Consider the following 7,589-nt stretch of genomic DNA (forward strand, 5'->3'; position numbering starts at 1 on the left):
GTCCGGCCGATGAGCATCCGGCCGGACGAAGCCCATGAAAACGGTCATCGAATGAGCAAGGTCCATGATTAGGGTTCGACAAGTCGTTTCTCGGTTATTAAACTTCCCTATAAACATGGGGGAATAATGGCTGGCTGGTTAAATGCATTAATTGAAGTTTCAAGCAGTTTCATGCCTCACGGCGCCTGCTACTTATGGCAGCCGGCGGTTTTATGGCTGCATGTGGTCAGCGATACCCTCATCGTGCTGGCCTATTACTCCATTCCGTTTGCGTTGATGTATTTTGTCTATAAACGCGCGGATTTAATGTATCGCTGGATATTCGTGTTGTTCGGGGCGTTTATCCTGCTGTGCGGCACCACGCATTTATTAAGCATCTGGACAATTTGGCATCCCGATTATTGGTTGGAAGGCTTGGTTAAACTGGCGACGGCGCTGGTTTCCATTGTTACCGCCGGCTTGATATGGCCGTTGATTCCGCGGTTATTGCGGCTGCCGAGCCCGGCGGCCTTGAAAGCCAGCGACACCTATATGCGGGCTATTTTCGATGCCACCCCGGATGCCATGCTGATCAGCAACGAGCGGGGCATTATCACCATGGTCAATCATCAATGCGAAAGCTTGTTGGGCTATCGGGCCGACGAGTTGGTCGGCCAATCCATCGAAATGCTGGTGCCTGAATCCCTGCGGGCCAAACATGTTCTATTGCGGGAACAGTTTAAAACGATGCCGAGCGTTAAAGCCATGGGAGCGGGCCGGGTGGTTAAGGCGCTAAAAAAAGATAATTCGGAATTCGACGTCGAAATCAGTCTCAGCCCCATACGGACCGAACAAGGTTTGTTTTTTGCCAGCGCCTTGCGGGACATTACCCAGCGCAAGCTGATGGAAGACGGGCTACGGGCCAGCGAAGAACGCTTCAGGCTGATGGCCAATGCCTCGCCGGCCATGATCTGGATTACCGATGTCAACGGCAAACCGAGTTTCGTCAATCAAACCTGGCTGGACTTTGTCGGGATAGACTTCGAACAAGCCGTCAGTTACGAAAGTTGGATTCAATTTATTCATCCGGACGATAGAGATACCGTATTTGCCGAATACTACAAAAACGTATTCGATCAAAAACCCATCGTCACCGAGTACCGCATGCGCCGGGCCCGGGGCGATTGGCGCTGGATACTCGACCATGGCGTACCGATCCACGATGAAAAAGGCGCGTTTGCCGGCTACATCGGCTCGGCGTTCGATATTACCGAGCGGAAACAGGCGGAAGCCGACTTCCGTATCGCCGCCACCGCCTTCGAATCCCAAGAAGCGATGGTGATTACCGACCCTAGGGCAGTGATATTGCGGGTGAACAAAACCTTTACCGAGTCCACCGGATATTCCGCCGAGGAGGCGGTGGGGCAAAATATCAGCATCTTGAAATCGGGGAGGCATGATCGGGAATTTTATGCCGATATGTGGCGCAGCCTGATGAATAACGGCACCTGGCAAGGCGAAATTTGGGACAAGCGTAAAAATAACCAAGTTTATCCGAAATGGCTGACCATTACGGCCGTTAAGGACGAAACGGGCAAGGTTACGCATTACGTGGGCACGCATATCGATATCAGCGACCGTAAGGCCGCGGAAGACGAAATCAAGAATTTGGCCTTTTACGATCCGCTGACGCAATTGCCGAACCGGCGTTTGTTGCTGGACCGGTTACAACAAGCCTTGGCCACGCATGCCCGGAAACAAGTATTCGGGGCCTTGTTTTTTCTGGATCTGGACCATTTTAAAAATCTGAACGATACCCTGGGGCACGAAAAAGGCGATCAAATGCTGCGGCAGGTAGCGGACCGCCTATCATCCTGCATTCGCGAATGCGACACCGTGGCTCGCCTGGGAGGGGACGAATTTGTGGTGATGCTGAAGGAATTGGGTGCAAAAAGCGCGGAAGCGGCCGTGCAGGCGGAAATCATCGGGGAAAAAATTCTGCAGGCATTGAATAAGACTTACCGGATCGACGGTTACGAGCACCACAACACCTCCAGTATCGGGGCGACGCTGTTTAGCGACCAGTCCATCGGTACCGACGAGTTGCTTAAGCAGGCCGACATAGCCATGTACCAGGCCAAGGCGGCCGGGCGCAACAATCTGCGTTTTTTCGATCCGGCGATGCAGGCCTCCATTATTGCCCGCACCGCCATGGAACAAGCCTTGCACGAAGCCCTGGACGCCAAGCAGTTCAGGATTTTTTACCAGCCGCAAGTGGATGCCGAAGGCAGTATCGATGGGGCCGAGGCGCTTTTGCGCTGGGAGCATCCCAAGCAAGGCATGGTGCCTCCGGCGAATTTCATCCCGCTGGCCGAGGAAACCGGACTAATCTTGCCGCTGGGCCATTGCGTATTGGAACACACCTGCGAGCAGTTGGTGAAATGGTCCCGCCAGCCCAAGCTGGCCGAGTTGACTGTTGCCGTCAACGTCAGCATACGGCAGTTTCGGCAAGAGGATTTCGCCGACCAGGTGTTGGCGGTTTTGGCTAAAACCGGAGCCAACCCGGCCAGGCTCAAATTGGAGCTGACCGAAAGCATTCTGGCGTTGGATTTGCCGGACATCAAATCGAAAATGGGCCGCTTAAAAACCCAAGGGGTGACGTTTTCGCTGGACGATTTCGGTACCGGCTACTCTTCGCTGGCTTATTTGAAGCAATTGCCGCTGGACCAATTAAAAATCGACCGGAGTTTTGTCAGAGACATTTTGGACGATGCCAATGACGCGGCGATTGCCAAAATGATTATCGCGCTGGCCGCCAGCATGGGATTGCAAGTCATCGCCGAAGGGGTGGAAACCGCGCCGCAAAAAGATAAGCTGTTCGCTCTCGGTTGCTTCAATTACCAAGGCTATCTGTTCGGTAAGCCGCTGCCTATCGAGCAATTCGAAGCGTTGCTCACTGGCCGCTAAACCGCGGGTTTTCTTCGGGCCGCTGTATTAAAGGCGGGATAAACGGCTCAAGGTTGCAGCAATATCTTCCTGACCCCGGGTTGGGCCGCATGCCGCAAAGCGGCCAGACCGTCTTTCAGACTGTAGCGTCCGTCCACCATGCTCGCTAGCGGAATGCTTCCTTGCCGCAATAAGGCCAAAGCCTCGTCGAATGGGCCGCACCGCGAACCCAGGATATTCAACTCGCCGACCACCACTTTGCTTAAATCGACCGGCTCGCTGGCCGAAAAGGTGCTTTTCAAAACCACTGTACCGCGCGGCTTGGCAATTCGTAACGCTTGGCTAAAGCCATCGGCCCGGCCGCTGGCGTCCACCACGTAATCGTAACGATTTGCCGGCACATCCTGGACTAACGCCGTTTTGAGTTGCCACTGTTGCGGCAATGCCAAAGACGTTGCCGATCTGCCCAGCACCTCGACGTCGTAACCGGCCATTGCCAGGACTTTGGCGATCAACAATCCCAGCCGTCCGGGGCCGATTACAGCCGCCGGTTTAACCGGCAAAGGCGCCAACTGTTTGAGCACTCGAATTGCCGCCGCCAAGGGCTCGGTAAACACCGCCGCTTCGTCCGGCACCTCGTCGGGGACCGGGAAGAGATTAGCGACCGGCAAGCGCAAATAATCGGCAAACGCGCCGTCATGCCCGCGTATGCCCAGTACCCGGCGATTAAGGCAATGCTCGGGGCCAGCCCGCCGGCAAACATCGCAAACTCCGCAACCGATATTGATCGAACCTACCACCCGTTTATTCAGCCAGTGATGGTGTTTCTCCTGGCCGACGGCTTCGACCGTGCCGACGAATTCATGGCCGATAATGCCGCTAAAGCCCGCGTAACCCTTCACTAATTCCAGATCGGTCGCGCAAATCCCGGCCAGTTTCAGGCGGATCAACGCCTCGTCGCCGGCAATGGCCGGGATGGGTTTATCCTGGCGATAAGTCAGGCGGTTGTTTAATTCTAAGGCTTGCATGAAATTTAAAATGTCAATCAAAATACAAACCGAGCTTCCCTTGTGTTTCAACTCGTAGCTCAGATTAGCGTAGCGTAATCAGACGAATGGAAATCTAACATTCGAACGATTACGCTACGCTAATCGTACCTACGCGGGCTTATGCGAACCGCGTTGCCGAATTTCCGTAAACCCCAGCATTTCCAGTAAAGCCACAACTTCCCGAGGCTTAAGAACGGGAATGTTTCCCATACTTAAGCGACGACCACATTTTGCGTTCCGACAAACTCGGCTTGCAATACCGGCTCCCCATCCTCAAGCAGCATTTCAATGACTTCCCGAAGATTTTTATTCAGTTCATCCAATGACTCCGCCTGACTGTGCGCACCGGTAAATCCCGGAATGAAACCCACATACAAACCGGTGTCGTGACATCTTTCGATAATTGCCGTGTAAGTTTTCATATCGATCTGACCTCTATGAATATCGATTGGAATCCAAGCCAAATTTCCCTTGCTTTGATTTTATGAACAGCACGTCCGATTAGCAAAGCGTAATCGGAGGAATACAAATCTTAACATTCGTACGATTACGCAAAGCTAATCGTACCTACGCCGGCTAAATATACATCTACTTGGATGTCCAATCGATCAGTGCAGGTAACTTTACGATACCAGCCTGCACAACCGTTAGGGCGACAATTGCTGATGTTAGCCAAAACGTTCGCCACTGCATTTTTACATTCTCAGTGTGTTTTCGTTCTTGCTCTTCATAATCTTCGATTGCGCGGAGGGCAAATCCAGTGAGCACGTATGTGCAATTGATTTTTCGTAGTTCCCCAGTATCAACAAGTGCTTCGAGGTAGAACTCCAGTTTTCGTTGTTCCTCTGCCCCATGCGGGTGCAGAACCCACTTTATTGAATGAAGATCCGTCATTAAGTCCAGTGGCTCATGCTCGTTCTTGCCGTCCAAGGCTCTCTCTATTAGGTACTTTAAAAGATCAGTACGCTGTTTCGTGACCAACTTTTTCTTGTTGAAAAGGTACTGATCCAAGCTGTTGAGTCGCCGAATCACATGGATTTTTAAGTATGGGCAAGGCATTAGACGATTTCGGACAAAATCAAGTAGGCCGAAAAACTGGATCTCTGAATGACCATAGTAGTGAGTGATACGAAAATCAGAAAGTCTAAGGGAGTTTATAGAAATGGTACGCTCGATACTGTAACGAGTTCCGTCCCATTCGATGCAGTTGAGATCATCATCAATTAGGCCAAGGACAATCAGGTATGGTTCACCTGCCCGATCTATCGAAGTGACAAAACAATTAACCTTCGCGCCTTTCTCACCAGATCGCGGAATTATTGCTTCACACGCTCGACCGAGAACCTTTGGCAGAGTGAGTTTACAGAGTAATTGTGCTAATCGCTGCATAAGGCCTAACAAGTGATAAAGTAGTTCCCGTACATCATCCAGTATTACCCTAATCTAAGCAACAGACGCCGAACCCCGCAGCCCACCAGCCAACGTATCAAGCCAATCCAGCGATCGGTTACAATGCCACCTTTCAAATCCAAAACGGAATGACCCGATATGCAGACGATATTGCCGGCTAAACATTCGCAGTGGCTGTTGCCGGTGCTGTCCGGCTTGTTGATCGGTACCAGTTATATTCCGTTTCCGCCCTGGGCGTCGTTGTTCTGTTTCGTGCCGCTGTGGCTGTTCTGGCGGCAACAGGATAAATTGAAAAACGTGCTGGCCGGCGGCGTTTTGACCAGCTTTATTTACACGCTGATCGGCTTCAACTGGGTGACCTACACCTTGCATGAATTCGCCAAGGTCAACTGGTTTTTCGCCGGGGTTGGCATGGCTTTGTTTGCCTTGTTCGGACATTTATTCGTGCCGGTGGCCGGGGCTGCGTGGTTTTGGACGCGCAAGCGCTTGGCCTGCAACGCCGGTTTGTCGTTTGCCTTGATGGCGGTTCTGACGGCCTTGGCCGAGCTTTACGTGCCGATGCTGTTTAAATGGAATTTCGGCTATAGCTGGTACGGCGCGGGTTTGCCCGTGTATCAGTGGGCGGAAATCGTCGGTTTCACCGGCCTGAGCATGCTGACCATATTGACCAATCTACTGGTATTGCTGGCCTGGCGGAAACGGGCGACTATCCAAGGCAAACTCGGTTTTGCGGCCGTGCTGCTGGTATTTGCCGGGCTAAATGGCGGCGGCGTCTGGTTGAAAAACCGTTTGCCGACACCCGACGCGGCAACGGACGTTTTGCTGGTGCAAGCCAACATCGGCAACCTGGAGAAGCAATCGATGGAGCGCGGCAAGGGTTTCCAGGCGGAGATTTTGACCCGTTATTTCCAGGCTACAGATGCCGGCTTGGCGGAAAATCCGCAAGTGGATTTCGTGATGTGGTCGGAAACCGCCTTTCCGTCGTTGCTGGGCGGCGAATACAACCAATCGTTTTATGCCGAACTGCTGCAGGAGTTTCTGCGCAATCGGCAAGTGTCTCTGATCACCGGCGCTTACGCGAAACACCCGACATCCGGCTTGATCACCAATTCCCTGTTTGCCGTCGACCAGCACGGCACTATCGTCGAACCGCATTACAGCAAAACCATTTTATTGGCCTTGGGCGAATATATTCCCGGCGAAGAAATCTTTCCCTGGCTCAGAACCCTGCTGCCGATGGTGGGGCATTTCGGACGCGGCCCGGGGCCGACCATGCTGCTGAAGCTCAACGGTTATGCCATGGGCCCGCAAATCTGTTACGAAAGTTTGTTTCCGGAATTTTCGCAGGGGCTTGCCGACTTGGGCGCGCAATTTATCGTGAATGCCACCAACGACTCCTGGTACGGCAGCTGGCAGGAACCTTACCAGCATTTGTACATGACCCTGGCCCGTGGCGTGGAGTTCCGCCGGCCGGTGATGCGGGTCACCAATACCGGCATCTCGACCGTATCGCTGGCCAACGGCGACGTACTGGAACTGTCGCCGCAGGATACCGGCTGGGCAGGTGCTTACCATGTACCGTATTTAACGCAGCCGCCGGCTACCTTTTACCAGCGCCATCTCAATCTGCTGCCGGGGCTGTTGTGGGCCGGCCTGTTTGCGCTGCTCGGCGCGGGATTCATGCAAAAAAGCCGCCGCCAACCTGCCGGCTGACGGGCTTGCCGGCGATGAATGCCTGAGTTTGACTAGCGCATGGCGGCATAACGCATAGTCCGCTTTGTGCGATGGCCGCCGTCCGCTTCAATTGACCGATTCGCCGATATATTCGACGGACACTTCCGCCATGCCGCGCATGCCGATCCGTTCCGCCGCGCCTTGCGACAAATCGATCAGCCGGTTGCTTTTGAACGGGCCCCTATCGTTGACCAGTACGTTTACCGAGCGGCCGGTTTTAAGATGGGTTACCCGTACTATCGAGGGAATAGGCAGGGTTTTGTGGGCCGCGGTGAGCTCCCTCGGACGAAAGCGGGCGCCGCTGGCCGTGCGGTTGCCGGATTCGCCGCCGTACCAGGAGGCTATGCCGGTGGCTTTATAGCCGATTGCGCTGGCCAAGGGCGTATACGTTTTGCCCTTGACCTTGTAAGGCTTGTTGTAGGGTGCCAGGCGGCTAAATTCCGGCAGCCGCGGTTCGGGAACAAAGCCGGC

Annotated in this window: 6 protein-coding genes; 2 read left to right on the plus strand and 4 right to left on the minus strand. The window is 53.6% G+C overall.

From position 1 onward, the window contains the following. Positions 1–171 precede the first annotated feature (171 nt). Positions 172–2,946: a bifunctional diguanylate cyclase/phosphodiesterase gene (locus NP596_RS04580; protein WP_256614082.1), complete on the plus strand. Its 2,775-nt coding sequence runs from the start codon at positions 172–174 to the stop codon at positions 2,944–2,946. A 47-nt stretch (positions 2,947–2,993) separates the two neighbouring features. Here the strand turns inward: NP596_RS04580 and NP596_RS04585 are convergent, their stop codons facing one another. From NP596_RS04585 to NP596_RS04595, 3 genes are all read right to left on the minus strand, one after another. Further along, on the minus strand, positions 2,994–3,953 hold the full coding sequence (locus NP596_RS04585; RefSeq protein ID WP_256614083.1) for an MDR/zinc-dependent alcohol dehydrogenase-like family protein: 960 nt from the start codon (positions 3,951–3,953) through the stop codon (positions 2,994–2,996). A gap of 233 nt (positions 3,954–4,186) precedes the next feature. Then, positions 4,187–4,396 (minus strand): type II toxin-antitoxin system HicB family antitoxin, encoded by a 210-nt coding sequence (locus NP596_RS04590; protein WP_256614084.1) that lies wholly within the window; start codon positions 4,394–4,396, stop codon positions 4,187–4,189. A gap of 166 nt (positions 4,397–4,562) precedes the next feature. Further along, on the minus strand, positions 4,563–5,363 hold the full coding sequence (locus tag NP596_RS04595; RefSeq protein WP_256614085.1) for a hypothetical protein: 801 nt from the start codon (positions 5,361–5,363) through the stop codon (positions 4,563–4,565). 159 nt (positions 5,364–5,522) lie between these two features. Between NP596_RS04595 and lnt the strand changes: the two genes are divergently transcribed. After that, positions 5,523–7,097 carry an apolipoprotein N-acyltransferase gene (gene lnt / locus NP596_RS04600; protein ID WP_256614086.1) on the plus strand — a complete coding sequence of 525 codons (1,575 nt, stop codon included), beginning with the start codon at positions 5,523–5,525 and terminating at the stop codon, positions 7,095–7,097. Positions 7,098–7,184: 87 nt separating this feature from the next. On the opposite strand, the gene NP596_RS04605 is transcribed toward lnt, so the two are convergent. Further along, a partial coding sequence (locus tag NP596_RS04605) for a septal ring lytic transglycosylase RlpA family protein (protein ID WP_256614087.1) occupies positions 7,185–7,589 on the minus strand: 405 nt, incomplete at its 5' end.

Origin of the sequence: Methylomonas rivi, assembly GCF_024505165.1 — a bacterium.
In the GTDB taxonomy this organism is placed as follows: domain Bacteria; phylum Pseudomonadota; class Gammaproteobacteria; order Methylococcales; family Methylomonadaceae; genus Methylomonas; species Methylomonas rivi.

Bases quoted from the DNA above. Each gene is read 5' to 3' on its own strand.
- NP596_RS04580 (WP_256614082.1), top strand. From the start codon at position 172: ATGCCTCACGGCGCCTGCTACTTATGGCAGCCGGCGGTTTTATGGCTG.
- NP596_RS04585 (WP_256614083.1), bottom strand. From the start codon at position 3,953: ATGCAAGCCTTAGAATTAAACAACCGCCTGACTTATCGCCAGGATAAA.
- NP596_RS04590 (WP_256614084.1), bottom strand. From the start codon at position 4,396: ATGAAAACTTACACGGCAATTATCGAAAGATGTCACGACACCGGTTTG.
- NP596_RS04595 (WP_256614085.1), bottom strand. From the start codon at position 5,363: ATGCAGCGATTAGCACAATTACTCTGTAAACTCACTCTGCCAAAGGTT.
- lnt (WP_256614086.1), top strand. From the start codon at position 5,523: ATGCAGACGATATTGCCGGCTAAACATTCGCAGTGGCTGTTGCCGGTG.